The organism is Agrobacterium sp. 10T429, assembly GCF_056393925.1.
Genome location: NZ_JBFTGV010000003.1, coordinates 62,962 through 89,302, shown reverse-complemented (window position 1 = coordinate 89,302; position 26,341 = coordinate 62,962). Strand labels below are relative to the sequence as shown.

The 26,341-nt window shown below is 58.9% G+C and carries 26 protein-coding genes; 11 read left to right on the top strand and 15 right to left on the bottom strand.

From position 1 onward, the window contains the following. Positions 1 to 8: 8 nt before the first annotated feature. From AC1DCP_RS09805 to AC1DCP_RS09780, 6 genes are all read right to left on the bottom strand, one after another. Positions 9 to 1,055: an L-idonate 5-dehydrogenase gene (locus AC1DCP_RS09805; RefSeq protein ID WP_112153996.1), complete on the bottom strand. Its 1,047-nt coding sequence runs from the start codon at positions 1,053 to 1,055 to the stop codon at positions 9 to 11. A gap of 72 nt (positions 1,056 to 1,127) precedes the next feature. Continuing rightward, positions 1,128 to 2,534, bottom strand: a complete 1,407-nt coding sequence (locus AC1DCP_RS09800) for a TRAP transporter large permease (protein WP_003510762.1) — start codon at positions 2,532 to 2,534, stop codon at positions 1,128 to 1,130. A gap of 4 nt (positions 2,535 to 2,538) precedes the next feature. Further along, positions 2,539 to 3,111, bottom strand: coding sequence for a TRAP transporter small permease (locus AC1DCP_RS09795; protein WP_421477839.1), 573 nt, complete (start codon positions 3,109 to 3,111; stop codon positions 2,539 to 2,541). Between the two features lie 61 nt (positions 3,112 to 3,172). Continuing rightward, the gene (locus AC1DCP_RS09790; protein ID WP_013761518.1) at positions 3,173 to 4,147 is read right to left on the bottom strand and encodes a sialic acid TRAP transporter substrate-binding protein SiaP; all 975 of its coding nucleotides are present in this window, start codon (positions 4,145 to 4,147) and stop codon (positions 3,173 to 3,175) included. Between the two features lie 61 nt (positions 4,148 to 4,208). Next, the gene (locus tag AC1DCP_RS09785) at positions 4,209 to 4,925 is read right to left on the bottom strand and encodes a FadR/GntR family transcriptional regulator (RefSeq protein ID WP_065661645.1); all 717 of its coding nucleotides are present in this window, start codon (positions 4,923 to 4,925) and stop codon (positions 4,209 to 4,211) included. A gap of 230 nt (positions 4,926 to 5,155) precedes the next feature. Continuing rightward, on the bottom strand, positions 5,156 to 5,842 hold the full coding sequence (locus tag AC1DCP_RS09780; RefSeq protein WP_019564617.1) for an HAD family hydrolase: 687 nt from the start codon (positions 5,840 to 5,842) through the stop codon (positions 5,156 to 5,158). Between the two features lie 410 nt (positions 5,843 to 6,252). On the opposite strand from AC1DCP_RS09780, the gene minC reads away from it, so the two are divergent. From minC to minE, 3 genes are read left to right on the top strand one after another with little or no spacing between them, the layout of a single operon-like run. Next, positions 6,253 to 6,981, top strand: coding sequence for a septum site-determining protein MinC (minC, locus tag AC1DCP_RS09775; protein WP_003510754.1), 729 nt, complete (start codon positions 6,253 to 6,255; stop codon positions 6,979 to 6,981). A 37-nt stretch (positions 6,982 to 7,018) separates the two neighbouring features. Further along, positions 7,019 to 7,834, top strand: a complete 816-nt coding sequence (minD, locus tag AC1DCP_RS09770) for a septum site-determining protein MinD (RefSeq protein WP_003510752.1) — start codon at positions 7,019 to 7,021, stop codon at positions 7,832 to 7,834. Next, positions 7,831 to 8,091, top strand: a complete 261-nt coding sequence (gene minE, locus AC1DCP_RS09765; protein ID WP_003510750.1) for a cell division topological specificity factor MinE — start codon at positions 7,831 to 7,833, stop codon at positions 8,089 to 8,091. The genes minD and minE overlap by 4 nt, the downstream gene beginning before the upstream one ends. Positions 8,092 to 8,136: 45 nt before the next feature. On the opposite strand, the gene AC1DCP_RS09760 is transcribed toward minE, so the two are convergent. The 3 genes from AC1DCP_RS09760 to AC1DCP_RS09750 all read right to left on the bottom strand — a co-directional run bounded on the left by AC1DCP_RS09760 (position 8,137) and on the right by AC1DCP_RS09750 (position 12,349). Further along, positions 8,137 to 9,039, bottom strand: coding sequence for an amino acid ABC transporter substrate-binding protein (locus AC1DCP_RS09760; RefSeq protein WP_003510747.1), 903 nt, complete (start codon positions 9,037 to 9,039; stop codon positions 8,137 to 8,139). Positions 9,040 to 9,106: 67 nt separating this feature from the next. Then, positions 9,107 to 10,000, bottom strand: a complete 894-nt coding sequence (locus tag AC1DCP_RS09755) for an amino acid ABC transporter substrate-binding protein (RefSeq protein WP_060642281.1) — start codon at positions 9,998 to 10,000, stop codon at positions 9,107 to 9,109. A 30-nt stretch (positions 10,001 to 10,030) separates the two neighbouring features. After that, positions 10,031 to 12,349 (bottom strand): EAL domain-containing protein, encoded by a 2,319-nt coding sequence (locus AC1DCP_RS09750; protein ID WP_013761514.1) that lies wholly within the window; start codon positions 12,347 to 12,349, stop codon positions 10,031 to 10,033. 346 nt (positions 12,350 to 12,695) lie between these two features. Between AC1DCP_RS09750 and AC1DCP_RS09745 the strand changes: the two genes are divergently transcribed. Beyond that, the gene (locus AC1DCP_RS09745) at positions 12,696 to 14,054 is read left to right on the top strand and encodes an amidase (protein ID WP_127966215.1); all 1,359 of its coding nucleotides are present in this window, start codon (positions 12,696 to 12,698) and stop codon (positions 14,052 to 14,054) included. A 47-nt stretch (positions 14,055 to 14,101) separates the two neighbouring features. On the opposite strand, the gene AC1DCP_RS09740 is transcribed toward AC1DCP_RS09745, so the two are convergent. Genes AC1DCP_RS09740 through AC1DCP_RS09730 form a run of 3 tightly spaced genes read right to left on the bottom strand, consistent with a single transcriptional unit; the run spans position 14,102 to position 17,114 of the window. Further along, positions 14,102 to 14,743 carry a ThuA domain-containing protein gene (locus AC1DCP_RS09740; protein WP_476774246.1) on the bottom strand — a complete coding sequence of 214 codons (642 nt, stop codon included), beginning with the start codon at positions 14,741 to 14,743 and terminating at the stop codon, positions 14,102 to 14,104. A 17-nt stretch (positions 14,744 to 14,760) separates the two neighbouring features. After that, positions 14,761 to 15,861 carry a Gfo/Idh/MocA family protein gene (locus AC1DCP_RS09735; protein WP_413373112.1) on the bottom strand — a complete coding sequence of 367 codons (1,101 nt, stop codon included), beginning with the start codon at positions 15,859 to 15,861 and terminating at the stop codon, positions 14,761 to 14,763. Positions 15,862 to 15,914: 53 nt separating this feature from the next. Next, positions 15,915 to 17,114, bottom strand: coding sequence for an ROK family transcriptional regulator (locus tag AC1DCP_RS09730; protein ID WP_003510733.1), 1,200 nt, complete (start codon positions 17,112 to 17,114; stop codon positions 15,915 to 15,917). A gap of 196 nt (positions 17,115 to 17,310) precedes the next feature. Between AC1DCP_RS09730 and AC1DCP_RS09725 the strand changes: the two genes are divergently transcribed. The 6 genes from AC1DCP_RS09725 (at position 17,311) to AC1DCP_RS09700 (ending at position 24,010) form a co-directional block, all read left to right on the top strand. Continuing rightward, positions 17,311 to 18,612, top strand: coding sequence for an ABC transporter substrate-binding protein (locus AC1DCP_RS09725; RefSeq protein ID WP_476774245.1), 1,302 nt, complete (start codon positions 17,311 to 17,313; stop codon positions 18,610 to 18,612). Between the two features lie 69 nt (positions 18,613 to 18,681). Beyond that, entirely contained in the window at positions 18,682 to 19,620 is a 939-nt protein-coding gene (locus AC1DCP_RS09720; protein WP_003510729.1) for a carbohydrate ABC transporter permease, read from the top strand. Then, positions 19,613 to 20,461: a carbohydrate ABC transporter permease gene (locus tag AC1DCP_RS09715; RefSeq protein ID WP_003510727.1), complete on the top strand. Its 849-nt coding sequence runs from the start codon at positions 19,613 to 19,615 to the stop codon at positions 20,459 to 20,461. The genes AC1DCP_RS09720 and AC1DCP_RS09715 overlap by 8 nt, the downstream gene beginning before the upstream one ends. 17 nt (positions 20,462 to 20,478) lie before the next feature. Next, the gene (locus AC1DCP_RS09710) at positions 20,479 to 21,552 is read left to right on the top strand and encodes an ABC transporter ATP-binding protein (RefSeq protein WP_413373116.1); all 1,074 of its coding nucleotides are present in this window, start codon (positions 20,479 to 20,481) and stop codon (positions 21,550 to 21,552) included. A gap of 146 nt (positions 21,553 to 21,698) precedes the next feature. Further along, the gene (locus tag AC1DCP_RS09705) at positions 21,699 to 22,751 is read left to right on the top strand and encodes a sugar phosphate isomerase/epimerase family protein (RefSeq protein WP_013761507.1); all 1,053 of its coding nucleotides are present in this window, start codon (positions 21,699 to 21,701) and stop codon (positions 22,749 to 22,751) included. A 71-nt stretch (positions 22,752 to 22,822) separates the two neighbouring features. Next, positions 22,823 to 24,010 carry a Gfo/Idh/MocA family protein gene (locus AC1DCP_RS09700; RefSeq protein ID WP_013761506.1) on the top strand — a complete coding sequence of 396 codons (1,188 nt, stop codon included), beginning with the start codon at positions 22,823 to 22,825 and terminating at the stop codon, positions 24,008 to 24,010. A 119-nt stretch (positions 24,011 to 24,129) separates the two neighbouring features. Here the strand turns inward: AC1DCP_RS09700 and AC1DCP_RS09695 are convergent, their stop codons facing one another. From AC1DCP_RS09695 to AC1DCP_RS09685, 3 genes are all read right to left on the bottom strand, one after another. After that, the gene (locus tag AC1DCP_RS09695; RefSeq protein ID WP_038493930.1) at positions 24,130 to 24,378 is read right to left on the bottom strand and encodes a hypothetical protein; all 249 of its coding nucleotides are present in this window, start codon (positions 24,376 to 24,378) and stop codon (positions 24,130 to 24,132) included. Positions 24,379 to 24,529: 151 nt separating this feature from the next. Then, on the bottom strand, positions 24,530 to 25,801 hold the full coding sequence (locus AC1DCP_RS09690; protein WP_076845900.1) for a glycerate kinase type-2 family protein: 1,272 nt from the start codon (positions 25,799 to 25,801) through the stop codon (positions 24,530 to 24,532). Between the two features lie 4 nt (positions 25,802 to 25,805). Next, positions 25,806 to 26,159: a DUF1304 domain-containing protein gene (locus AC1DCP_RS09685; protein ID WP_076845901.1), complete on the bottom strand. Its 354-nt coding sequence runs from the start codon at positions 26,157 to 26,159 to the stop codon at positions 25,806 to 25,808. On the opposite strand from AC1DCP_RS09685, the gene AC1DCP_RS09680 reads away from it, so the two are divergent. Further along, on the top strand, positions 26,146 to 26,319 hold the full coding sequence (locus AC1DCP_RS09680; protein WP_003510714.1) for a hypothetical protein: 174 nt from the start codon (positions 26,146 to 26,148) through the stop codon (positions 26,317 to 26,319). The two genes, AC1DCP_RS09685 and AC1DCP_RS09680, sit on opposite strands and share 14 nt — an antisense overlap. The last annotated feature ends 22 nt before the right edge of the window (positions 26,320 to 26,341 follow it).

The window sequence follows — 26,341 nt, the reverse complement described above, 5'->3', positions numbered from 1 at the left end:
CTCAAACATCATTCTGCGGAAAATGTCAGCTGCACCTTGCAGGCGGCGGAGCGGTCTCCGGCCTGCTCGAATGCGGATTTCGCCTCTTCAAGCGGGAAGCTGTGGGAAATGATCGGCCTCACATCGATCCCGCGCGTGGAGATCAGGCGGGCGGCAATGGCGAATTCATCGTGGAAACGCTGCGAGCCGCGCCAGAGGATTTCCTTGCCCACCAGCGCATTGAGCGGAATGGTTATGTCACCGGTGACGCCCACCTGCACGACAGTACCGCGCGGACGTACACAGGCGAAGGCGGCGCGAAGCGCAGGTGCCGCGGCGGAGCAATCGAAAACGACGTCGAAATACCCCTTATTGTCCTGATAGGGTAAAAGTGCTTCTGCGTTTTTCGCGACATTGATGGTGCGGTCCGCCCCCATGGCGGGCGCGCGCTCCAGCGCCGCATCGGTTAGGTCGGTGGCGAGAATGATGCCGGCACCGGCATGGCGGGCGGCGGCAATCGTCAAGAGGCCGATCGGCCCGGCGCCCGTTACCAGCACCTTGGCGCTGGTCAGATCGCCCGCTTGTGCGACGGCATGCAGGCAGACTGCAAGCGGTTCGGTGCAGGCGGCTTCAGCGGGCGAAGTGGTGTCTGAAAATGTCGCGCATTGTTTTGCGGGAACCACGAGCCGATCACGGAACATGCCCTGTTCATGCGGCAGGCGCATGGCGCTGCCCATGAAGCGCATATCGAGGCAATGGATCGGTTGGCCTTTCAGGCAGAAATGGCAATGGCCGCAAGGCTGCGAGGGATTGACGGCGACGAGCTGGCCGAGTGCGAGCTCGCTGACGCCTTCGCCCAGCGCCTCCACCCGGCCCGATGCCTCATGGCCGCAGATGATCGGCTCGCGCACCCGCACAGGCCCGAAGCCGCCGTCCTGATAATAATGTAGATCGGAACCGCAAATGCCGCCCGCCGCCATGGTCAGCAGCACTTCACCGGGGCCGGGCGCCTGCATGTCCTGCGTTTCAACGCGGATATCTTCACGGCCGTATAGACGTGCCACGCGTGTCTGCATCACCGTGCCTTTCATCGTATGTGTATTGGATGAATGAAACCCGCGCGGCTAGCCGCGCGGGCAGTGCGTCGATTAGCGGATCAGGCCCATCTCGGTCGGCAGCCACAAGGTGATTGCCGGGATGAAGGTGATCAGCAGCAGCGCCACGAACAGCGGCACCAGCCATGGCAGAATGGCGACGGTGGTGCGCTCGACGGAGAGTTTCGCCACGCGTGAGAGCACGAACAACACCATGCCGAGCGGCGGATGCAGCAGCCCTATCATCAGGTTGAGGGTGATGATGAGGCCGAAATGCACCGGATCGATATTGAACTGCAGCACCAGCGGCAGCAGGATCGGCACGAGGATGGTGATTGCCGCGATCGTGTCTAGGAAGCAGCCGACGAACAGCATCAGCAGGTTGACCAGCAGGAGGAAAATCCACTTGCTGTCGGTGATCGTCAGGATCGCCGCCGATAGCAACTGTGCTGCCTGGCTGACCGTCAGAAGCCATGCGAAGATTGATGCCGCCGCAACGATGAAGAGAACCGATGCCGTGGTCTCTATCGTGTCGAAGGTCGATTTTGCCAGCGACTTGAACGTCATCGTCCGGTAACGGACAAGCCCGAGGAACAGAGACCACAACACGGCTGCGACAGCCGCCTCCGTCGGCGTGAACCAGCCCATCGTCATGCCGCCGATCAGGATCACCGGCGTCATCAGGGCCATCACGGCAGAGAAGTCAAAATACCAGTCGCAGGCGAGCAAGACCACCAGCACGATCAGGATCGACAGGTTGAGCGACAGGCCAAACAGCGTCAGGAGATAGATGCCGAGCGGCACCATCATGACGACGAGCACTTCAAGCGAAGCGCCGAAGATGGTTCTGAGGTTGAACGGCGTATCGGAACCCCAACCCTTGACGTAGGCGAAAACGGCAACGGTGATCATCATCAAAAGCGTCATGACGACGCCTGGAACGATGCCGGCCATGAACAGTGCGCCGATCGAGACGTTTGCCATCATGCCGTAGATGACGAAGGGCAACGATGGCGGAAAGATCGGCCCGAGCGTTGCGGAAGCGGCGGTGACGCCGACGGCCGCTTCGACCGGATAACCATGATCCTTCATTGCCTTGATTTCGATGGTGCCGATGCCGGCGGCGTCGGCGAGGGCCGTGCCGGACATGCCGGAAAAGATTACCGAGCCGATGATGTTGACCTGTGCCAGACCACCTTTCATCCAGCCGACCAACGCCACGGCAAAGGAATAGATGCGTCCCGTCACCCCCGCCGTGTTCATGAGATTGCCGGCAAGGATGAAGAAGGGAACGGCGAGAAGCGGGAAGCTTTCCACGCCCGCAATCAGACGCTGCGCCGCGATGATATCTGGCGCGACATTATACGAGACGATGTAGAGAAGCGATGCCGTGGCCATTGAAATGGCGACCGGCAGGCCGATCAGCATCAACAGAAGAAACGAGCCGATAAGAATAAGCATATGTTCAATCCCCCGCGCTCTGGAATTCTTCCGGCCGTTCCAGAACGGAATAGCCACGCTGCATGTTGGCGATGAAGACCTGCACCGAACGGAAGAACATCAGGACGAAAGCGGCCAGAACCGTATAGAAAACGATGTTGCGCGGCAGGGCGACGGTGACCATTTCCTCGTCCGAGACGATTTCCAGATACCGCCACATCAGCCACGAGGTGTAGGCGAAGAACACAATGCGCAGCACGTCGACAAGGATCGACATGACGCGGGCAACCTGCGGCGGAACGTAGTGATAAAGCACATCCACCTGGATGTGGCGTGACATGCGCACGCACATGACCGAACCTAGAAACACCACGCCAATCAGGCAGTTGACGGCGATTTCTTCCGTCCAGGCATAGCTGTCGTTAAGCACGTAACGGGTGAAGAATTGAAGGAACACGCAACCTGTCATCAGCCAGAAAAGGCCAAGCGTAACCCAGTCCTCGAAGGCGTAGACCTTCAGGTCGACTTCGGGCGGCGCCTCGTCAAACGTGTGGGCGAGTTCTTCAGGCGTGACCTGAGTATGAATTTCCTGCGACATTGAGATATCCCGTCTGGAGAGAAAGGGCGGTGCGGCAACGGAGGCCGCACCGGATCTTGGCTCACTTGACGGCGCGAATGGCTTCCCAGTCGGCCTTGTCGTAACCGAAGTCCTCGAACTTCACCTTCTCCATGACGTTCTTCTCAAAGTCCGCCTTGTCCACCTCTGCGACGTTCAGGCCACGCTTCTTGAACTCTTCCACGAGGCTTTTTTCGCGTCCTTCGATGGTCTTCGTGGTCCGCACGGCGGCTTCCTGCATGACGTCCGTGAAGATTTTCTTGTCTTCATCGGAAAGCTTCGACCACAGGTTCTTCGAGATCACCGTGTTGAGGTGGTCGACGATGTGGCCGGTCAGCACGATGTTCTTCTGCACTTCGAAGAACTTCTTTGCCTCGATGGTGGTCAGCGGGTTTTCCTGTGCATCGACCGTGCCGTTCTGAAGCGCCAGATAGACTTCTGCGAATGCGATCGGGGTCGTGTTGGCGCCGCAGGCGCGTGGCATGGCGAGATAGGCCGGAACGTCGGGAACACGCATCTTCAGTCCCGCCATATCGGCGCAGTTGGCAATCGGCTTGTTCGACGTGGTGTGGCGCGTGCCGTAATAGCTGACGGCGGCGATGTGGTTGCCGGTCTTGTCCTCGTAACCCTTGGCAAGCCGCTTGAAGATATCACTCTTGGTATAGGCGATCAGATGGCTCGGGTCGCGGAAGATATATGGGAAATAGGTGACGCCGATCGGCTTGAAGTCACGTGCGGCAAAACTGGAGCCGGAGATGATGATATCCACCGTGCCGATCTTCAGGCCCTGGTTGATATCCGCTTCCTTGCCGAGCTGCGAGGCGGGGAATACATCCACCTTGTAGCGGCCGTCGGTGCGCTTGGCGATTTCTTCCGCAGCCCAGACCGAATCCGTGTGGAACGGTTCGGAGGTCTCGTAGACATGCGCCCATTTCAGCGTTGTTTGCGCCTGTGCCGCCAAAGCCGAAAGCAAAATGGCAGCGGTTGCGCCCATCAAAGTCGACAATCTGATTTTCATTCTTAACTCCTCCCGAATTAAAGCCAGATTTCTGTTTTTCCCGTCGCCGGTTGCGGCGCGGTCACTCCTCTCCGATCGTTTCCTCCCCGAAACTCTCGGAAAATCTCTTTTGCGACAGCGTCAGATGCTGGCGCATCGCCTCGCGTGCGCCTTCCGGATCGTTCGCCGCGATCGCGTCGCGGATCACCCGGTGTTCCTGAACCGCAAGAATCCATGTGTGAGGACCCTCGAAATAGCTGGCGAGCTTTTCGAAATAGGGCGAAAGGCTGCGCTCGTCATAGATCAGGCCGGTAAAGCGGTTCAGCGCCGAGTTGCCGATGATGTCGGCAATGGCGGTGTGGAAGGCGCGGTCCAGGTTGAGGGCCTGCGGCGAATTGTCGAGCGCCCCGGCCATGCGTTCGATGATGTCGTCCAGCCTGGCGATGCATTCAGACGTGGCAAGCCGCGCGGCCTCCTCGGCAATAGCGCTTTCAATGATGCAGCGCGCCTGCAGGATTTCGAATGGGCCGTGCGCGTCCGGCACGGGTGACTTTGCCTTGTTAGCCGTTCGGGACGTGTTCACATACACGCCCGAACCCATGCGGATATGGATATGGCCTTCCACTTCCAGAACGATCAGTGCTTCCCGCACCGTCGGGCGGGACACGCCAAAACGTTCCGCCAGATCGCGCTCCGCCGGCAGGCGCTGACCGTCCGTCAGTTCCCCGCTCTCGATAAGCAAGCGAATTTGTTCCGCGACCAGCCTGTAGAGGCGGCGCGGCTCCAGAGCCAAAAACATGATGTCCTCCCAGCGCGAAAGTCTCCCCCCTTCGCGCAAGCGGTAAGATGGTCTTACCAATTTTATTAGGTAGGATTTATGCGGTGCTGTCAATTGGCCGCTAGAGGAAAACTACACGGCGAAAGACTGGGGACCGGTGCGGCAGGCTCGGCGCAATGGATTGGATTTTACGAACGTGATTGATCCTCGGGGCAGACCCGAGGGTGACACCGCATGTTTGGGTTGGCTTTTCAGCCCTTGTTACTTGTGAGCTTCAAGCCGCCGTCGTCGCCGATGGTGACGTCCAGCTCACCGTACCCACCGATCGAAAGGTGCGGCGTTTCGATGGGATGCGAATGAGTGGCGTTAATGACCACGACCGTTGCGCCCATGCTTTCCCCCGCCAGAATGCCGGCGGGCGCATCTTCGAAGACGACGCAGTCTTCAGGTGCGACGCCGAGCTTCGCAGCAGCCTTTCTGTAACCCTCCGGGTCAGGCTTGCCGTTCACAACGTCCTCGGCACAGATCATCACTGGAGGCGGGGTGAGGCCTGCCGCAGCCAACCGGAGTTCGGCAAGGGCGCGGGCGGCGGAGGTGACGATAGCCCATTTTCCGGCCGGCAATTTCTCAAGAAATGCGGCTGCCTGCGGAATCTGGAGGATGCCGTCAACATCGTCCATTTCCTTTTGCAAAAGCATATCCGCCTGTTCCTGGATATCGAGGCCGGGAACTGCCTCGCGACGCACAACCTCGGATGCGCGCATGCCATGGATGCGCTGCAGGAAAGCCTCCGGCTCTATGCCGTTGTCTACGGCCCATTCGCGCCAGACCCGCTCCACCACCGCAATGGAATTCAGCAGCGTTCCATCCATGTCGAACAGGAAGGCGCCATATTCGCGCGAGGAGATCTGGGCGGTCGCCGGGACTTTGCTGTGCATCGCATTCTTCCGTTGGATGTGTCGGGTTGGCCTCGTGTCTATAGCATCGGCAGGCATAACGGAATCGTTTTTCCGCTCCTCAAGCAAATGGCGACCCATCCGCCAGTGGCGAACATCGTGCCGGAATCGGACAGTTTGCACGGACTGCGACTCGGGGCATGGTCAGGCAGGGGAGGCGGCGTCCGCACACGGTCATGCGGGCGTCAGGTTGCAGCAAGGATCAACTGCTATTGTGAGTTTTCGAAAGCAGTCAAAGTTCGCAAAATCAAAAGCTAAACGGAGCTTATGAATGTTGTGCATGAGATTTTTCGCAGCGGAATTCTCTTAACGAAACCGTCGTTTAAGGGGTGTTGTTAACCATTTGTTAACCATATTCGAGGTACCTAATTGTCAACGATTTGTTTACCAAGATGACCAAAGTGCTAACAGACCAGCGTTCGATCCGTATCAAAGGCCGCTCCTTCCTCGCGGTCGTTCTGTCCCCTGAAGCTCCGCTCGATCAATGGCTGGAACGGCTGGATGATCTTGCTGCACGTTCGGCCGGGTTCTTCCTGTCGCGTCCGGTGGTTCTGGATGCGTCTGAACTGTCGCTGGACAAGGCAGGGCTGAAGGCTCTGCTGGCAGCGCTGACGGAACGTAATGTCGGCATCATGGGGATCGAAGGTGTTCGCCCCTCGATGATCGAGCCGGGCATGCCGCCGTCGCTGAAGGGCGGAAAGCCCGCTTCAGATGTCGAGGTCGAGCCCGTCGCCATTGCCGCCGAATTGCCGGAAGAAAAGCCGCGCGCTTCGGGCGAGGTTCGGGCCGTGGTGCAGTCGCTGGTCATCAACGAGCCGGTGCGCTCCGGCCAGTCGATCATGTTCCCCGAAGGCGATGTGACCGTCATCGGTTCGGTCGCCTCGGGTGCGGAAATCATCGCGGGCGGGTCGGTGCATATTTACGGGGCGTTGCGCGGTCGCGCCATGGCCGGTTCGCTTGGCAATGTTTCGGCGCGCATCTTCTGCCGCAAGCTGGAAGCGGAGCTACTGGCAATCGACGGTGTCTACAAGGTTGCCGAGGACATTGACGACAAGCTGCGCGGCCAGCCCGTTCAGCTGTGGCTGGAAAACGATACGATAAAGGCCGAAAAACTTGGCTGACGACATAGAGAAAACAACACAGGAACAGGAGAGCCGTATGGGGAAGGTAGTCGTTGTTACTTCCGGCAAGGGCGGGGTTGGCAAGACCACCTCGACCGCAGCGCTTGGCGCCGCATTGGCGCAGAACAAGCAGAAGGTCGTAGTTGTCGATTTTGACGTCGGACTGCGTAACCTCGATCTCGTCATGGGTGCTGAACGCCGGGTGGTTTACGATCTCGTCAACGTCATCCAGGGCGATGCCAAGCTGACGCAGGCGCTGATCCGCGACAAGCGCCTCGAGACGCTGTTCCTGCTGCCCGCCTCGCAGACACGCGACAAGGACAATCTGACGCCGGAAGGCGTGGAATGGGTCATCGCCGAGTTGAAGAAACATTTCGACTGGGTCATCTGCGACAGCCCGGCCGGTATCGAACGCGGCGCGACGTTGGCCATGCGCCATGCGGATGTGGCCGTCGTGGTCACCAATCCGGAAGTCTCCTCGGTGCGTGACAGTGACCGCATCATCGGCCTGCTCGATTCCAAGACGCTGAAGGCCGAACGCGGCGAGCGCATGGAAAAGCACCTGCTTCTGACGCGCTATGATTCGGCCCGTGCCGAGCGTGGCGACATGCTGAAGGTCGACGACGTTCTGGAAATCCTCTCCATTCCGCTGCTCGGTATCATTCCCGAAAGCACGGATGTGCTGCGTGCTTCCAACGTCGGTGCACCGGTTACGCTCGCGGATGCCCGTTGTGCACCTGCGATGGCTTACTTCGACGCTGCCCGCCGCCTGTCAGGCGAGGACATTCCGGTGGTCATTCCGGGCGAAAAGCGGGGTATCTTCTCCAAGATCTTTGCTAGGAGGGCTGCATGAGCATTTTCGGCCTGTTCCGTAAACAAAAGTCGGCACCGCTTGCGCGCGAGCGACTGCAGGTGTTGCTTGCCCACGAAAGGGCGTCGTCGGGAACCGATCTCGTCGCCGTCCTCCGGGAAGAAATTCTCGCCGTCATCGCCAAGCATGTACAGATCGATAACGATCGGGTGCATGTGAAGATGGATCGTGACGAGCATGTCTCCATACTGGAGATCGATGTCGAGATACCGTTGAGCGCCGACCTGCGCGCCGCGTGATGTTTTCTCCGAATACCGCCGCCCCTTGCAGGGCGGCGTTTTTCTTTACTCTGCCGTCGTATCGACCGGCATTCTAAATGCCTCGGCCAGATCGTCGGGAAGCGGGCGCTTGAGGTTTATGCCGTTCGGCGGGATCGGCGCGTTGAACCACTTGTCGTAGATCGCGTTGATTTCGCCGCTTGCATAAATTTTCCCAAGGGCTTCGTTGACGGCGTTCTTGAAGGCGGTGTCGCCCCGTCGGAGCATCAGGCCATAGGGCTGTGGTGGGGCAAGATATTCGTTCGAGATGGAATAGTCTTCGGGCTTGCCCGTTTCAGCGACGAAGGACCTCAGAAGAATATCGTCCATGACGAAGGCCGAGGCTCGATCTTCCGTCACCATGTCGAAACTGCCTTCCGTACTGTCGTTTTGCAGGACGGCGATGTTCAGTCCCAGTTTGCGGTTAAGCACATTCAGCTGACTGATATTGATCGTTCCCGTTGTCACCACCACGGTTCGACCGGCAAGATCGCTGACGCTTGTCATGTTGCTTGATTTCAGGGCGACATAACGCGTGCCGGTGATGAAGTGGCTGTAGGAAAACCACACGGCCTTGCGTCTTTCCTCCGTATTCGTGCTCGCCACGCATTCCATGTCGATTGTGCCATCATTGAGAAGCGTGATGCGGTTGCTGGGGGTGCGCTTGACGAAATCGATTTTCAATTCCGGCAGGCCCAACTTCTTCTTGATGGAATCCGCCACCTTCAGGCACAGTTCGATGCTGTAACCGATCGGCTCCGGACCAATTCCCATATAGGAAAAGGGAAGATTTCTGTCGGCAAAGCCGAGCCGGATGGTGCCGGTTCTGGCAATGGTTTCGAGTGTAGGCGGTTGGGTCTCGTCGGCGGCTGCAATGGTGGGTAAAAGACTAAAAACCCCAAGCATGAGCCACAATGTCGATCTCTGCATCGCGCATCTCCAGCCAAAATTATCAGTCAAAACATTTTCATAAAATAGAGGTGGGGTTTTTACTCCCTCAGTCCCGGTATTCGCTCGGATGGTCATAGGCTTGTTTCAAGGAGGCGGTCATCGGCAGGTTCAGGTTCATGCCATTGGGCGGAATGGGTTTGGTGAACCATTTTTCGTAAAGGCCGTGAATGGTGGGACCGGTGAAGATCTGCCGCAGGCTTTCGTTGACCGCCGCCTTGAAGGCCGGGTCGTTGCGCCGAAACACCAGGCCGTACGGTTCGGGTGCGCTCAGCGTTTCGTCCGAGAGCGCGTAGAGGTCGGGATTCTCCGATGTTGCCGCCAGCGCCGCCAGCAATATGCCATCCATGACGAAAGCAGAGGCCTTGCCGGCAACGACGAGTTCGAAGGCTTCCTCATTGGTTTTTGTGGGCATCACCGAGATATTGAGGTTCTTTTCGCGGTTCACCGCATTCAGCTGCTCGATGTTGACCGTGCCGGAGGCGGATGTGACGGAGCGTCCGGCCAGATCGGCAAGGCTCTTCAGATTGTCCTGTTTACGGGAGAGAAATTGCGTCGCGGTCATGAAATTCGGATAGGAGAAATCCACCATTTTCCGGCGTTCGCTGTTGTTGGTCGTCGCCGCGCATTCAATATCGATCTTGCCGCTCCGGACGAGAATGAACCGGGTTGCGGGCGTGGCCTTTACATATTCAATGTCGAGTTTGTCCAGCTTCAGTTGCGTGCGGATGTCCTCGCTGATCGCACGGCAAAGATCAGTCGAGAAGCCGGTCACTTCTCCGTCCGGCAGCTGATAGGAAAACGGCGGTTCTGCCTCACGATAACCGATGCGGATTTTCGCGGTCTTGGCAATCTGCCGAAGCGTATCGCCTTCGCCGGCGGCCTGCACCGGAGTTGTGGGGATAAAGCATGTGAGGAAAAGGCAAAATACTGAAATGCGCATTTTATGTCCTTTTGGCTGTCAGCCGCGTTCTCAAATCGCTTTTTGTGGCGGGTAATAGGTTTCCTGCATCGGTCGTCCGACGTCGCTATATTCGTCGTTTCCGGTTTGGGCGATGACGGCACGGTTCTTGAGTATCCGGGCAAGCGGCGCCGGCTCGGCAAAATAATAGCCCTGTGCCTCGTCACATCCGGAAAGCTTGAGGGCCTCGACCTGTTTCTTGTCTTCCACGCCCTCGGCGGTGACTTTCAGGCCGATCTGTTCTGCCATGTCGATGATGGTGTTGACGATGGCCGAGCACATTGGATTTTCCGGCAGGCCGGAAACGAATTCGCGGTCGATCTTGATCTTGTCGAAGGCAACATGCGTCAGCGTGCTCAACCCGGCATAACCGGTGCCGAAATCATCAAGCACGAGGCGGACGCCCATTTCCTTCAGCAGCTTTAAAGCCCTGGCGCTGTTGTCGCGCTCGAGCATTGCCGTTTCCGTCACTTCAAGCTCGAGCCGCTCGGCCGGGAAGCCGGAGGCTTTCAGCGCGCCGTCAACGATCGGGACAATATCGTCATTGCAAAGCTGCACGGCGGAAAGATTGACGGCAAGTCGGATATCCCTGGGCCAGGTCATGGCGTCCATGCAGGCCTGCGCCAAAACCCATTCGCCCAGAGGTTTGATGAAATTGTTTTCTTCGGCAAGCGTTATGAAGCGATCCGGCGTGATGATGCCAAGCTTGCTGTGCCGCCATCTGGCAAGGGCCTCGTAGGCGACAATGCGGCCGCTCTCCAGATTGACCACGGGCTGGTAATACAGCTCGAATTCGTGGTTTTCGAGCGCGGATTTCATGTCTATTTCGAGCGCGTGCTTGTGCTGCGCCGCCATGTCCATGCCAGGCTCGTAAAAGACAAAAAAGCCGCATCCCATGGATTTCGCCCGGTAGAGACCAAGGTCCGCATGTTGCAGAAGCTGGGTGGCGGAGTTGCCGTGATCGGGCGCGCAGGCGATGCCGATGCTGGTATCGACGCTTATATGGCTACCTTCGAGGCTGAAGCTGCGCGAGACCGCATGGACCACGCGCTTTGCCAGCGCGCCCGCATCCTCGCGACAATTATCGGTCACCGCTTGTATGATCGCAAATTCGTCGCCGCCGAGCCTGCTCACCATGTCGTTTTCACCGAGCACGGAGGAAATCCGCGAGGCCACGGCCACCAGCAGGGCGTCGCCTGCCGCGTGTCCCAACGTATCGTTGACGGCCTTGAAGCGGTCGAGATCGAGCAGCATGACGTTGAACGGCTGGCCTGACGTGGAAAGATGTTCGAGACGGTTCTCCAGCGTCTTCATCAAGAGCACGCGGTTGGGAAGCCCCGTCAGCGCATCATGATGGGCCATATGTTCCAGTTGCTGCGCCATGTCACGTATCTGCCTGAGCCGTCCACGTTCCAGAACGGCCTCCCGCAGGGTTTCGATGGCGGTGGCCATATCGCCGATCTCGTCCCGTCGATCCTGAAACGGTGTGACGACATCGGTTTCCTCACGGGCGATCCTGAGTGTCGCCTGCACCAGCGCCGGAACGGGTTTCAGAAAATGCCTGGCAATCAGCGTCACGAGAACGCCGGTGACGGTCAGAACAACGATCAGGGCGACGAGCGAATTGTAGATGAGCTTGCGCTGCGCGCCATAAAGTGCGTCCGAACCGCCGATGCTGACGGCGACCGCGCCAATCGGTTTTTTCGTTTCCGTGCTGATGATCGGCAATAGGCCGATATAATGGCTGGAATCGCCAATCGTCGCAAAGCCGGTGGCAAAACGCGCGGCGACCGCATCTCTGGAGAAGATGGGATCGGTGGCAATCGGTTTTTCGGCGTCGTCGGTGGCGTTGTCGAAGGCCGCCGCGATTTGACGGAATCCGGAATCGGCCTCATCGTAGCGGAAAAGCCAGACGGCATTCTTGGTCTGCGCACCGATGAGGGCGAGAACGTCGCTGGGGTTGAAGCCGGTAACGAGAATGGATGCGTCGTCGCCAATCGGCTTGTCGGTCAAGATGCCGTTCACCTGTCCGTCCGTGTCGGCGGTGACGCTGACATAGGTATAGATGCTGCGCAGGGTGGCGCTGGCAATCTGTGAATTGACGCGGGCCTGGTTGAGCCATTGCTCGCTGGCTGCGGCAACGAACATGTACCAGCCGACGAGCGCCCCGATGCTGTAGGAAAAGATCACGCCGCCGAGAAATATCAGGGTTATCTTGCTGGCGAGCGAACGCCGCCGCGAAAAGCGGCCCGGTACCGGCTGCGTCGTTGAGCGAAGCGTGTCACCGGTTTCAGTCTGTCTATCTATCCCCCGATAGGCAGTCTCTTCCATTCGCGATATTCCCCCGCGATGTCGCGTTATGATTGTTTTATGGAATTTTTATAGGGCATGTATTTCAATGGTGTCTGCTAAATAATTCAACAAAGTTTAGATGCGATTAAGAATTAATCCGTCTTTTTATAGTCGCCGCTTATATAAGGCGCCGAAAATATGTACCTCAGGTTGAAATATTCGATGGCTTGTGATGGGACATCGACGCCAAATACGCCGATGCATTGGGGCCCCTTTTCGCGCTCATCAACCGCGCTTTATGGTTGCAAGGGTACCGCGATTGACCTTGCCAAGCTGCCGATAAACGGCATGTTGTGCGTAACATGCCGGTTTCAGGGAACATATCATGGCTCACAAGGGCAAAAACATCGCGCAGCTTTCCATTCTCATCCAGAGCGGCCATCTTGATCCGCGCGCCTTGGCGGAAGAGACCCTTGATGCAATCGGGAAATCGGAAGACCGGGCGATCTTTGTCGGCTTGACGGCGGAGCGGGCCATGGCGGAGGCGGAAGGCGCCTTGAAACGCATTCGCGAGGGACGATCCTGCGGCGTGCTCGACGGCATTCCGGTCGCCTGGAAGGACCTTTTCGATCTCGAAGGCACTGTGACCACGGCTGGATCGACGGTGCTTTCGAACGATGGGCCTGCGTCCCGTGACGCGGATGTGGTGAGCGCGCTGAAGGAGGCCGGGATGGTCTGCATCGGCCGTACCAATATGAGCGAGTTCGCGTTTTCCGGCCTTGGCATCAACCCGCATTACGGAACGCCGCGCAATCCCGCTTCCACGGATGTCCACCGGCTGCCGGGCGGCTCTTCTTCCGGCGCGGGTGTCGCGGTTGCGGCCGGCCTGGTGCCGGTGGCAATCGGTACGGATACCGGCGGATCGGTGCGCATTCCCGCCGCCTTCAACGGTGTGGTGGGGTACAAGGCTAGCCGCGGCCGTTACTCGATGCGCGGCGTCTATCCGCTGGCTAAAAGTCTCGATTCGCTCGGCCCACTCACTCGCACTGTGCAGGACGCCGTGTGGGTAGATGCCGCCATGCGTGGCAAGGCGGCTTTTGACGCGGCGCGTACGCCTCTGTCCGGCTTGTCGCTCGTCGTGCCGGAAACAGTGTTTTTCGATGGCATCGAGGAGGGCGTCGCGGTCGCTTTTGAGCAGGCAGTGGAACGGCTTTCCCGCGCCGGCGCTTCTGTACGGCGGCAGGCATTCCCGGTCTTTTCGCAATTATTCGATCTTATCAAGGAAAAGGGTGCGCTGGTAACGGCGGAAGCCTTCGCCCTGCACAAGGCGCGGCTGGAAGGTGCTGATGCGGCTCGCATGGACCCACGCGTGGTTGCGCGAGCAAGACTGGGCGCGAATATCTCCATGCCGGATTACATCGCCATTATCGAGGCGCGCGAACGCATGACGGCGGCTTTTTCGGGCATGATTGGCAAGAATGAGCTGCTGATATCGCCGACATTGCCTCATGTCGCGGCCAAGGTCGCACCGCTTGTGGAGAATGATGAGACCTTCTTTGCCATGAATGCCAAGACCCTGCGCAACACCCAGATCGGCAACTTCTTCGATCTCTGCGGCGTTTCCATTCCCTGCGGCACGGGTGAGGCGGGCATGCCCGTTGGCCTGCTGCTATCAGGCCTGCACGGCACGGATGACCACGTTCTGGGTGTGGCGATGGCTGCGGAAGAGATTATTCGGGGCTGATGATAAAGAAAAAGGCGGCCTTGTTTGGCCGCCTCTCAATGCACGCTTTAACGTGCCGCCCAGTTGGCGCCGCGGCGGAACATGGTTTTCATCTGCGGCACGGAAAACTCCTTGGCCTGATGGCCGAGCGCCGAATAGAAGACGCGGCCCTTGCCGTATTTGCGTTTCCAGACCACCGGCATCACTACACCGTCGATCCACCAGGCGTGGTCGCCGGTGAATTTTGTCGTCGCCAGCACCTCGTTGGAGGGATCGACATGCATGTAGTATTGCTCCGATGTGTAGGGGAAATCGGAAACTCCCTCCATCAACGGGTCGTCGGGGCGGGTGATGTTGACGTGATAGTCGATGATATTGCCGGGATGGGCGACCCACTGGCCGCCGATCATGAACTGGTACTCGACGCAGTCGCGGAAACTGTCGCCTGCACCACCGTGAAAGCCGGCAATGCCGACGCCGTTTTCGACGGCGGCGGTGAGATTCTTGATCTCTTCCTTCTCGATCTTCGACATTGTCACGATCGGCACGACAAGGCTCAGATCATGCACGGAAGGATCGGCGAACGCCTCCGTGCCGTGTTCGACATAGACCTTGAAACCATCCTCTTCCAGAATGTCCTTGACGATGGTGGCGCATTCCTGCGGCTCGTGGCCGCTCCAGCCGCCCCAGACGATGAGTGCTTCGCGCATTTATTTCCTCCTCGGGATTATTTGCCGAGCTGGCCGTCGACCAGCGAAGTTTCAAGGGGAGCAGGGCGCTCCACCCCGGTGGTGATGGAAACGGTGGTGCCGCTGTCCGCTGCCGTCTGGAAGGCCTCCATGACCTCCAGCACGTGCAAGGCAAGATCGCCATTGGCGCGGTGCGGGCGGTTTTCGCGGATCGCATGGGCCATGTCGGCCACGCCGATCGAGCGGTAGTTGCCGTCAGCATAGGGCGAAGACAGTGCCTGCGGCTCGAACTGGCCGCCCTTTTTCAGCAATTGCACCTCACCGCCGAAATGATTGGGGTCGGGCACGATCAATGTGCCTTCCGTTCCGTAGATTTCCAGCGGTACATGTTTGTGGCCCGCCACATCGAAGCTCATGCCCACCTGCACCACCGCGCCATTCTTGAATGCCAGCACGCCGGAAACATGGGTGGCGACATGGACTGGGATTTTCTCGCCATTCTTAGGTTCGCTGGTGATGAGACGTTCGTTGCGCGGCGCGATGGCGAAACCTGCCACCTTGGCGACCGGGCCGAACAGGTTGACGAGATCGGTGATGTAATAGGGTCCCATATCCAGCATCGGCCCGCCGCCGACTTCGTAATAAAAGGCGGGGTTGGGATGCCAGCGCTCATGGCCGGGGCACATGAAGGTAGCCGTTCCGCCAACCGGCTGGCCGAGCACACCTTCGTCTATCAGGCGGCGCGCGGTCTGGTGCCCGCCGCCGAGGAAAGTGTCCGGTGCCGAACCGATGCGCAGGCCCTTTGCCTTTGCCGCGTCCGCAAGCCGTTTACCCTCCACGAAATTGATGCCGAGCGGCTTTTCCGAATAGGCATGTTTTCCCGCCTCAAGTGCGCGCAGGCCCACCTCCACATGCGCCTTGGGAATCGTCAGGTTGACGATGATTTCCACGGAGGGGTCAGACAGAAGTTCATCGATACTTCTTGCCTGAAGGCCGAACTCGTCTGCCCGCGCTTTTGCTGCCTCCTCGTTCATATCCGCCAGTCCGCGAATGTCGAGAATGGGAAACGACGCCATCGCCTTGAGATAGGCGCTGGAGATGTTGCCGCAGCCGATGATGCCGATACCGACCTTGTTCATGTGATTTCCTCCCGTAAATCAGAAATGCCTAAGCCCACTCTCAACCTTGCCGGCTAGAGCGCCGGCCCTGTGGTGTTCCATGGCGATTCGTAAAGCTCGTAAAGTGCGACGGCTGCCGCCCCTTGCGCCCACAGTTCGTCGCTTGCGACGTCGAAAACCAGCTCTGCGACGCCTGCCAGCGATGGCGGCACGGCGGCGTTGTAACTGTCGCGGATGCTGGTAATGAAGGGCTCGCCGAGCTCGAGACTGGAGCCGGTGATGATGACCCGTGGCGGCGCAAACAGCGTGACGATATTGGCAAGCGTCAGGCCAAGGGCTGCACCGGCGCGCAAGGCTGCCGCTATAAGATCGTTGTCTTCCGCCGCAATCAGCGCATGGGCATGCTGCATGCCGCGACCAAGCCGGATAGCTTCTGCAAAACGCCCGTCCACCGGGCGGGAACCGAGAATGGCGTTCTCGCCCGCCTGGCTCGCCAGCCGCACGGTTCCTTCACTGGCAAGGCCGATCACGAGGTCGCCGAGATTGTGGCTGAGGCCGCCTGCACCACGAAACAGCTGGTTTTGATGCATCACGCCAAGCCCAAGTGTCTGCTCGAGCGAGATCAGCACCATGTCCTCCAGATCGCGCGCATGGCCGAACCAGTGATGGGCAAGCGTGATGGCGTGGGCGTCGCTTTCGATGATGGTGGGGGAATTCAGCCGTGAGGTCATTTCCTCGGCAAAATCGACGTTCACTTCCCGCAGGATAGGGCTGCTGCGGATCCTGCCGGTGCGATGTTCGATGACGCCTGGCAGGCCAAGGCAGACCATGTCCACATCTTCCAGCGACAGTCCGGCATCGACCACGCAACGCCGCACCCCGTCTTCCACCAGATCGGCAATGACGCCGATCGGTTGGCGGTCTACACGGATCGGCAGGGCGAGGGTGGACAGCACGTTGCCGCAAAAATCGGTGACGACGAAGACCATGCGGCTTGCCGCAATCTTGGCGCCCACCACGCGGGCCGCATCCGGGTTCAGCTCCAGCATCACCCGCGGCCTGCCGCGTGCGCCCTCCGTGCGGATATCGCCGATATGGCGGGTAAGGATAAGCCCGTCATCGAGCAGCGATGCGGTGATGGCCGATACGGTGGTGGTGGAAAGCTGCGTTCTTTCGCTGATTTCCACCCGGGAGATCGGTCCGTGGCGGCGGATGCTGTCCAGCACGCTTAGCCGGTTGATCGCGCGCATCAGTTCTGGGTCTGCGGTCTTCATGGGTTCCTGCTGCGATCAATGCCGGTTCGAAAACCAATTTATGTCGGATTGCGGATTAAATAACGGTGTCAGGGAGGGGTGTGTCAAGCCGTTCGCTCAAAAAATCGGCATGGCGCCTTGACAATGAGCGAGTGCTAAGGTGAATTAATCCGCATTGGGGAATAAATGAGGAAATCCCCGAGGGAGGATCACGATCATGACGATTAGGCACGCAGGCGCAAGCCTGAGCGGCAGGCTGATAGGCTTTGCCACAACGACAAGCATTGCTCTCATGCTCGGCGCCGCAAGCGCCTCGGCCGCAACGGTCGTTAAATGGATGCATGTGGAGTTGGACCCCAAAGCCGTGGCCGTCTGGGAGGAGATTGCCAAGGACTATGAGGCCAAACATCCTGACGTGGACGTGCAACTGCAGTTTCTCGAAAACGAGGCCTTCAAGGCCAAATTACCGACGTTGCTGCAATCCAACGACGTTCCCGATTTCTTTTATAGCTGGGGCGGCGGCGTCCTTGAGGAACAGTCAAAAACCGGCGCACTCAAGGATTTGAGCGAGGTTTTCGACGCCGATGGCGGCAAGCTGCGGCAGGCCTATAACGCCGCGGCAATCGACGGCCTCTCCTTTGACGGCAAGGTCTGGGCAGTGCCCTACAAGGTCAGCCTCGTCAGTTTCTTTTATAACAAGGAGCTGTTTGCCAAGGCGGGCGTGAAGGCGGAAGACATCAAGACCTGGGACGATCTCGGCGCCACCGTCAAGAAAATCAAGGCAGCGGGCATCGTTCCGATTGCCGGTGGTGGCGGTGAAAAATGGCCGATCCATTTCTACTGGAGCTATCTCGTCATGCGCAATGGCGGGCAGACCGTGTTCGACGCCGCCCGCAAGGGCGAGGGTGAAGGCTTCATGGATCCCTCCATCATCAAGGCGGGCGAGCAACTGGCCGAGTTCGGCAAGCTCGAACCCTTCCAGCCCGGCTATCTCGGCTCCACCTGGCCCCAGGCGCTCGGCGTCTTCGGTGATGGCAAGGCCGCGATGATCCTCGGCTTTGACAATACTGAAGCCAACCAGCGCAAGAATGCCGGTGACGGCAAAGGCCTTGCGGCAGACAATATCGGTCGCTTCGCCTTTCCCGCCGTCGAAGGTGGTGCTGGCAAAGTCACCGACACGCTGGGCGGTCTGAATGGTTGGGCAGTCACGAAAAACGCTTCCAAGGAAGCGATCGATTTCGCGGCCTTCCTGACCAGCAAGGAAAGTGAAGAGAAGATGGCGGCTGCGGGCATGATCCTGCCGGTTGCGACGGGTGCGGATGGAGCGGTCAACAACCCGCTGCTGGCAGATTCGGCCAAGCAGCTTGCAAGCTCTACCTGGCACCAGAACTTCTTCGACCAGACACTGGGCGCTGCCGTTGGCCGCGTGGTCAACGATGTCTCCGTCGAAATCGTTTCCGGCCAGATGAGCGCCGAAGAGGGCGCCAAGCAAATTCAGGATGCTTTCGAGCTTCGCTGATTTCGGTTCCATGACGGCGCCGCGCGGGACGCGGCGCCGCAGTATCTGCCTGAATGAAAGCGGATAGAGATGACGGATATTTCCATGACTTCTGCGTCCATACCGGCGCGCGGCGCGTCGAAGACGAAGCGCAAGCAAAGCTCGGTCGCGCATGACCGTGCGCTGACCCTGCTGGTCTTCCTTCCGCCCGCATTGCTGCTCTTTACCCTGTTCGTCATCCTGCCCATGGGCGAGGCGGCATGGTACAGCCTTTACCGCTGGAACGGTTACGGCACGCCGACCGATTTCGTGGGCTTGAAGAATTTCCAGGTCCTGTTCGGCAATGCCGCCTTTTCGCAGGCTCTGCTCAATAACGGCCTCATCATCCTGATTTCCGTGCTGATCCAGATCCCGCTGGCGATCTGGCTTGCCATGATGCTGGCGCACCGCCTTCCGGGCGTCGTTGCCTTTCGGCTGGTTTTCTTCCTGCCCTATGTCCTTGCGGATGTCGCGGCCGGCCTGATCTGGCGCTTCGTTTATGATGGCGATTACGGCCTTTTCGCTGCCATCTCCAATTTCTTCGGCTTCGCCAACCCTTACGTCCTGGCCGACAAGGATGTGGCGATCTACGCCGTGCTTGGCGTCATCGTCTGGAAGTATTTCGGTTTCCACATGATGTTGTTCATCGCCGGCCTTCAATCCGTCGACAAGAACGTGCTGGAAGCTGCCGAAATCGACGGCGCCTCCGGCTGGCAGAAGTTTCGATACGTCACCTTGCCGATGCTCGGCTCAACGGTGCGCCTGTCCGTCTTTTTTGCGGTGATCGGCTCGCTACAGCTGTTCGACATGATCATGCCGCTCACCGGCGGCGGTCCGTCCAACTCCACGCAAACCATGGTCACCTTTCTCTATACCTACGGCGTCATGCGCATGCAGGTGGGGCTTGGCAGCGCGGTGGGTGTCGTTCTCTTCGTTATCTGCGTGACGCTCGCCTTCGGTTACAAAAGGATTTTCATGCGCCATGACTGAACCATCCACTTCCGTCCGCATGCCGCTGCAAACAAAGCTCTATCTTTATATATCGCTGAGCCTGATCGCGGCCATCGTGCTCATCCCGCTTCTGACGACGGCGCTTGGCGGCTTCAAGACGCTGGGGGATCTGCGCGTCAACCCGTTCGGCTTGCCAGCCGAGTGGCAATGGGCCAATTACGGCGATATCCTCTTTGGCAAACGCTACTGGCTGCAGATATTCAATTCGCTGGTGATTGCGCTGTTGACGGTCTTTTTGACGCTGACCGTCTCTGCCATGGCCGCCTTCACCTTTGCGCATGTGAAGTTCTTCGGCTCGTCTTTCCTGCTGAATTACTTCCTGCTGGGACTGATGTTCCCGGCGGCGACCGCCATCCTGCCGCTGTTCATCCGCATCCGCGATCTCGGTCTGCTCGATACCTATTGGGGCGTGGTTCTGCCGCAGGTGGCTTTTGGGCTCGGCATGAGCATCCTTCTGTTTCGCAATTACTTCCGCAATCTGCCGGAAGAGTTGTTTCAGGCCGCTTTCGTGGATGGTTGCGGCTATCTGCGCTTCTTCTGGCACATTTCGATGCCGCTCTCACGACCCATCGTGGCGACGGTTGGGATCGTTTCCTTCGTCGGCAGCTGGAACAGCTACATTCTGCCGCTGATCATGCTGAACTCGGAATCGAAATATCCCTGGCCACTCGGCATCATGGTCTATCGCGGCGAATTCGGCACGGAATGGCAGCTCGTGCTCGCCTTCATCACGCTGACGATCCTGCCGACCGTCATCGTCTTCTTCCTCGCACAGAAACACATCATCGCGGGCCTGACGGCCGGTGCCGTCAAATCGTGACTTGAAAGGAGCAAAACATGGCTTCCGTCGAACTTAGGGATATCCGCAAGTCCTATGCCTCGCTCGATGTCATTCACGGCATCTCGCTCGATATAACCGATGGCGAATTCATTGCGCTGGTCGGGCCTTCGGGCTGCGGCAAATCTACCCTGCTGCGCATGATCGCCGGGCTGGAGGAAATCACCGATGGGGATATTCTCATTGGCGGCACCGTCGTCAATTCCATGACGCCGCGCGAGCGCAATATCGCCATGGTATTCCAGTCCTATGCGCTTTATCCGCATATGACGGTCGCCGAAAACATGGGCTTCAATCTGAAGCTTGCCGGGCAGCCGAAAAACGTCATCGATGAGCGCGTGGCGGAAGCCGCCCGCATGCTCGATCTCGGCAAGCTTCTGGACCGCAAGCCCTCGCAGCTTTCGGGTGGCCAGCGCCAGCGCGTCGCCATGGGCCGCGCCGTGGTGCGCAACCCGGCCGTCTTCCTGTTCGATGAGCCGCTGTCCAATCTGGATGCCAAGCTGCGCGTGCAGATGCGTAGCGAAATCAAGGCTCTGCATCAGAAAGTCGGTACGACCTCCATCTACGTCACCCATGACCAGATCGAGGCAATGACGCTGGCCGACCGGGTGGTGGTGCTCAATCACGGCCGTATCGAGCAGCAGGGCACGCCGCTCGAACTTTATAAGACACCTGCCAATCTTTTCGTTGCCGCCTTCATCGGCTCGCCGGCCATGAACCTCATCGAAGGCGTGGTCGACGGCGAGGGCGATCAACCTGCCGCCCGGCTGAAGGACGGGACGGCGATCCGCATTGCCGCCTCAAGAAATGTCAAGCGCGGCCAGTCGGTGACGATCGGGTTGAGACCGGAACATATCGGTTCGACCGTCGGCGGCGATATTTCACTGTCCGGCAGGACGGTGTTGGTCGAGCCGACAGGCGCGCAGACGCATGTGGTCTTCGAACTGGCGGGCGATCAGGTTACGGCGGTGGTGGATGGCGAGCAACTGGTCAAGATCAACACCCCCTTTGCCGCCACCGTGCATCACGAGCGTGTGCATGTGTTCGACAGGGCAAGCGGTCTGGCGCTTTAGACGTGTTTCGTTTTTTAGTGGAATAACGAAATTCTCTCGCTCCCCGGCATTTGGGGCTTGTCTGAAAATAATGAGCGGTTAGCTTGGCAAATTGGGAGCCAAAGCGGTTTTACCGCTGAACTGTATCGATACAGGAGGAGATTTTTATGAAAACGATCAAGGGACCGGGTCTTTTTCTCGGTCAGTTTGCCGGTGATGCTGCGCCTTTCAATACATGGGACGGCATTACCAAATGGGCGGCAGAAAAGGGTTATGCCGGCGTGCAGGTTCCCACCTGGGCCGGGCAGTTGATCGATCTGAAAAAGGCCGCCGAATCCAAGGACTATTGCGATGAATTTGCGGGTGTCGCCCGCCAGAACGGCATCGAGGTAACCGAGCTTTCCACCCATTTGCAGGGCCAGCTGGTTGCCGTTCACCCCGCCTATGACGAGGCCTTCGATGGTTTTGCAGCACCTGAAGTGCGCGGCAATCCGAAGGCTCGCCAGCAATGGGCGGTGGAACAGGTGAAGCTTGCCCTGAAGGCTTCGAGAAATCTCGGCATCAACGCACATGCGACCTTTTCGGGCGCTCTTGCCTGGCCCTTCATCTATCCGTGGCCGCAGCGCCCGGCCGGTCTGGTGGAAACCGCCTTTGACGAGCTGGCAAGACGCTGGACGCCGATCCTCGATTACGCCGATGAGCAGGGCGTGGATGTCTGCTACGAAATCCATCCCGGCGAAGATCTGCATGATGGCGTGACTTTCGAGATGTTCCTGGAGCGTGTGAAGAACCACAAGCGCGCCAACATGCTCTACGACCCGTCGCATTACGTGCTGCAATGCCTTGATTATCTTGACAATATCGACATCTACAAAGACCGCATCAAGATGTTCCATGTCAAGGACGCTGAGTTCAATCCGACCGGCCGCCAGGGCGTGTATGGCGGTTATCAGGGTTGGGTCAACCGTGCGGGCCGCTTCCGCTCGCTGGGTGACGGGCAGGTGGATTTCGGTGCGGTCTTCTCGAAAATGGCTGCCAATGATTTCGACGGATGGGCAGTGGTTGAATGGGAATGCGCGCTGAAACATCCTGAAGACGGTGCCCGGGAAGGGGCCGAGTTCGTCAAGCACCATATCATCCGCGTCACGGAAAAAGCCTTTGATGATTTCGCATCTGCTGGCACCGATGATGCGGCCAACCGGCGCATGCTTGGGCTTTAAAAGCATTTCCAGGAAAAGTGTGAAGCCGTTTTCCGTGTGGGAATGCGCTTAGAAAATGCCGAGGAGACATTATGGCTATTGAAGGAAAGACAACCGACAAGGCGAACACGCGGATTCGCCTGGGCATGGTGGGTGGCGGTTCGGGTGCATTTATCGGCGGCGTTCACCGCATGGCCGCGCGGCTCGACAACCGCTTCGATCTCGTGGCCGGGGCCTTGTCCTCGACACCGGAAAAATCCCTCGCCTCCGGCCGCGAACTCGGGCTTGCTCCAGAGCGTTGCTATGGGTCATTCGAAGAAATGGCAGAGAAGGAAGCGCTTCGCGAGGATGGTATCGAGGCGGTAGCGATCGTCACGCCCAACCACGTACATTATCCTGCGGCGAAGGCGTTTCTGGAACGCGGCATCCATGTCATCTGCGACAAGCCGCTGACCTCCAATCTGGAGGATGCCAAAAAGCTGAAGGACGTGGCGGACAAGGCGGACGCGCTGTTCATCCTCACCCATAACTACACCGGTTATCCTATGGTGCGGCATGCGCGTGAACTTGTGGAAACCGGTGCGCTCGGGAACATCCGTCTGGTGCAGATGGAATATCCGCAGGATTGGCTGGCTGAGCCGTTGGAGCAGACCGGTGCGAAACAGGCCGTCTGGCGCACCGATCCGGCGCAATCCGGTGTCGGCGGCTCCACAGGGGACATCGGCACCCATGCCTATAATCTCGGCTGCTTCATTTCCGGTCTGGAAGCCGATGAACTGGCAGCGGATGTACATACCTTCGTGGAGGGTCGCCGTCTGGACGACAATGCGCATGTGATGCTGCGCTTCAAGCCAAAGGACGGCAAGCAACCAGCCAAGGGCCTGCTTTGGTGCAGCCAGGTGGCTGTCGGGCATGAAAACGGACTGAAGGTCCGCGTTTACGGCGACAAGGCAGGCATCGAGTGGACGCAGGCTGATCCGAACTATCTCTGGTTCACGAAGCTTGGCGAGCCGAAACAGCTCATCACCCGCGGCGGTGCTGGCGCCGGTGCTGCGGCCGCGCGTGTCACGCGCATTCCCTCGGGCCATCCGGAAGGATATCTCGAAGCCTTCGCGACCATCTATACCGAAGCGGCCCATGCCATCGAAGCCCGCCGCACCGGTTCGGAGCTCGACAAGGCGGTCACCTATCCGACCGTCGATGACGGTGTCAAAGGCGTTGCTTTTGTCACCGCCTGCATCGAATCCGGTAAAAAGAATGGCGGCTGGGTGAAGCTGTAAGATCGATATGGCGTCGCGGCGTATTTCTTCTCCCTGCGGGGGGGGGAGGGCCGGATGAGGGGGCAAGCTCTCGGCATATCTCTGCCTGCTTTCCCCTCACGACCCACCTGAAGACGTGATCAATTTGCGCGTGTCATCTGCTGCTGCATTCGTTCAGTCACGGGGCAACCGTCCTGTATTCTCGTCCAGGATGAGACGTTAAGTTTCATTTCGCAGCGCGCGAGATAGGAGCCGCCATCGACCCTGAGGCAGGATGTCTGGCCGAGTTCGAACATGACACCGCGATTTCGGCATTTGCAATTGTGGGCGTCCGCCAAGGTGGGGATCAGGGCCAGGGCTAGACCAATTACGAGCACTCCAAAACGCATGGCTGAGGCTCCAAAAGACAGGCCACCAGATTATACCTGTCCGACGGTATAGTCAAAACAGCCACGTTCAACGATGCGCACCGCAAGGCCATAACAGCCACGTTCAACGATGCGCACCGCAAGGCCATAACAGGCTCGAACTCTCCTGCTTTCACCCGATCAAAATCGCCCTGATATCATTCACATTCGTCAGCGTCGGACCGGTCACGACAAGGTCGCCAACCGCCTTGAAGGCGGTGTAGCTGTCGTGTCCCACCAGCGACTGGCGCGGATCGGCACCGGCGTTGCGCATACGCGCAAGCGTATCGGGCGTCACCAGTGCGCCTGCCGCATCCTCAACGCCGTCTATGCCGTCGCTATCGCCGGCAATGGCCCAGATACCGCCTGCACCCTTCAGCGTCAGCGCAAGGCTCAGCAGAAATTCCGTGTTGCGCCCACCCTTGCCGGCCAGCCCTTTGCCGATCGTCACCGTGGTTTCTCCGCCGGAAAGCAGCACGGCCGGGCCTTTGACTGGCAGGCCCTTGCGGCTGGCGGAGAGGGCGATACCCGCCATCACCGCGCCGACATCCTTTGACTCGCCCTCCAGCGAATCCCCGAGGATGAGCGGCGTAAGGCCAAGCTTCACCGCCTCGTCCGCCGCCGCCTGTAGGGCGAGCGAGGGTGTCGCGATCAGCCTGATGTCCTCTTCTATATCGCCTGCCTTCGGCGTTTCCTCGCCCTTTTCCAGCACTTTGCGCACATTCTCGGGAAGATCGAGCGCATAACGGGAGACGATTTCCCGCACATTGTTGATATCGCTCGGATCGGCAACCGTGGGGCCGGAAGCGATTTCGGAGGGATCGTCGCCCGGTACGTCTGAAATCAACAGCGAAACCACTCTGGCCGGTTTGGCGGCCAGCGCCAGTCGTCCGCCCTTGATGCGGGAGAGGTGCTTGCGCACGGCATTCATCTCGGAAATCGTCGCACCGCTGGCAAGAAGTGCGCGGTTGACGGCCATCTTGTCCGCAAGCGTCATGCCTTCGGCAGGTGCGACCATCAGTGCCGAACCGCCGCCGGAAATTAGCGCGATCACCATGTCGTCTGCGGTCAGCCCTTCAAAGGAGGCAAGAATGCGTCTTGCCGCTTCGGCACTCATGTCGTCGGGCACGGGATGGGAGGCCTCGATGATTTCGATGCGCCCGGCCGGAACGGCATGACCGTAACGGGTTACGACGATACCGGAGAGGTTCACATCCGCCCAGGCCTTATCAAGCGCTGCGGCCATGGCAGCCGAGGCCTTGCCCGCGCCGACCACCACGCACCTGCCCTTGGGCGGGGAAGGAAGATGATGTTGCAGCACCTTTGCGGGATCGGCACTCGCCACTGCCGCCATAAATATGCGGTTGAGGGCGTCTTTTGCGCGGAGATCGTTCCATGCGGTCATAGGTTCATACTCCGATCCAGAGGAAGCCGAGCGCAAACAATGCCGGCAAAGCCTGAATGAACAGGATTTTCATATTGGCGGTAATGGCGCCGAAAATGCCGGCTATCAGGACACAGGTGAGGAAGAAGACCTTGAAACTCAGTCCTTCATCGCCCTGCGTGAGCCCATAGATCAATCCGGCTGCCAGAAAACCATTGTAAAGCCCCTGATTGGCGGCAAGCACCTTCGTCTGTCGCGCAAAATCCTCAGAGAGGCCGAAGGCCTTGCGGCCGGTCGGCTTTTCCCACAGCAGCATTTCCAGAATGGTGATGTAAACATGGATGGCCGCAACCACGGCAATCAGAATGCTGGCGATCATCGGCGGTTTCCTCCAAACCCTGATGTCCGGCGCGTCAATTATCCGCAAAAAGGGAGAGGCCGACCGGATAATCCGTTTTAACGGTGGCACACATGGCCGCAAGGCCATAATCCCTCTCTTCCCGCGCAAACCTGTTGAAGAGCCGCACAGCATTGCTTGACTCTTTGCTGAAATAAGAACAA